We start from the raw sequence: 1,086 nt of genomic DNA, 5'->3' as shown, positions 1-1,086 counted from the left end.
TGTCAACGGTATTCCAAAACTGACCCACTAAACTGCTAAATTCGGTAAAGTAAAATTGACCCACCCTTAGCGGTTTTAGTTTAATTAGTCTCTGTGATTACAGGAACGATCCCTGCTGTTTTCTTTCCTTTTAGCCGATAACTGTTTCCAGATATTTGTACGATATGAGCATGATGTAGCAGCCTATCGAGTAGTGCAGCGGTTAGTGTCTGATCATCTGCAAATGCCGTTGACCATTGTGAGAACGGTAAGTTGCTGGTCACAATTACACTGCCATGTTCATATCGCTTGGCTATCACATTAAAGAACAGATTGGCTTCTTCACGCCCGAAGGGTAAATATCCGATTTCGTCAATCACCAACAATTTAGGGCCAAGCACACTGCGCTTAATGTAGTTTTCAAGGCGATCTTGTTTCTTTGCCGTTGCCAGTTGCAGCATCAGGTCCGCAGCGGTAACGAAGCGTACCTTGATCCGTTTCTGTATTGCTTGGTAGGCATAGCTTAAAGCTAAATGACTTTTACCCACGCCACTTGGCCCAAGCAATACAATGTTTTCCGCTCGTTCGATAAAGCTCAACCCAGTTAATTCCTGTAGCTGCTTTTTCGGAGCGCCAGTGGCGAACTTGAAATCATATTCATCGAAGCGTTTGATGGCCGGTAAGCCTGCAAACTTTAATAAGGTCTCACGTGTTCGCTGCGCTCTTGCGTCAAGCTCTACACTCAATAGCTGTTCAAGGAAGTCGGCTAAGGTATTGTCGGTTCCTGCTGTCGTATCGGCTATCGCAGACCATTCAACGGCCATGGTATCAAGTTTAAGGGCTTCACACGCGCTGTGTATTCTGTCCATTTGTAAGTTCATAACGCCACCTCAAGGAGTTGGTCGTAAATGCTCAGTGGGTGTTGGAAGCTTTCAATCGGTAAAGCGTGTCGAGTTATGGGGGCAATGGTATTGGCTAGCTCCGGTGTCACTGGCAACTCGCTCAGTGCCAACTTCTCTTTTATCAATAAGACTTCTGGCTTCTGTTTGGTTGTGCCGTGAATGCGCTGGTGCGCGACATCATGTAACCATTGTCCTATTTGCCCAT

Annotated in this window: 1 protein-coding gene and 1 pseudogene; both read right to left on the bottom strand. The window is 46.0% G+C overall.

Annotated elements, in window-relative coordinates; genetic code table 11:
- Window positions 1-80: 80 nt before the first annotated feature.
- Entirely contained in the window at window positions 81-860 is a 780-nt protein-coding gene (gene istB, locus ACYVIL_RS20535) for an IS21-like element helper ATPase IstB (protein WP_460314630.1), read from the bottom strand.
- Window positions 857-1,086 (bottom strand): annotated as a pseudogene (locus tag ACYVIL_RS20530) (IS21 family transposase); the annotation flags it as partial. The gene istB and the pseudogene ACYVIL_RS20530, both read right to left, overlap by 4 nt.

The organism is Aliiglaciecola aliphaticivorans, assembly GCF_054782055.1.
The sequence above is the reverse complement of the archived record's forward strand: the minus strand, read 5'-3'. Positions and strand labels throughout refer to the sequence as shown.

What these genes read in the sequence shown, in the direction of transcription:
- istB (WP_460314630.1), bottom strand. Translation starts at nt 860, where the DNA reads ATGAACTTACAAATGGACAGAATACACAGCGCGTGTGAAGCCCTTAAA.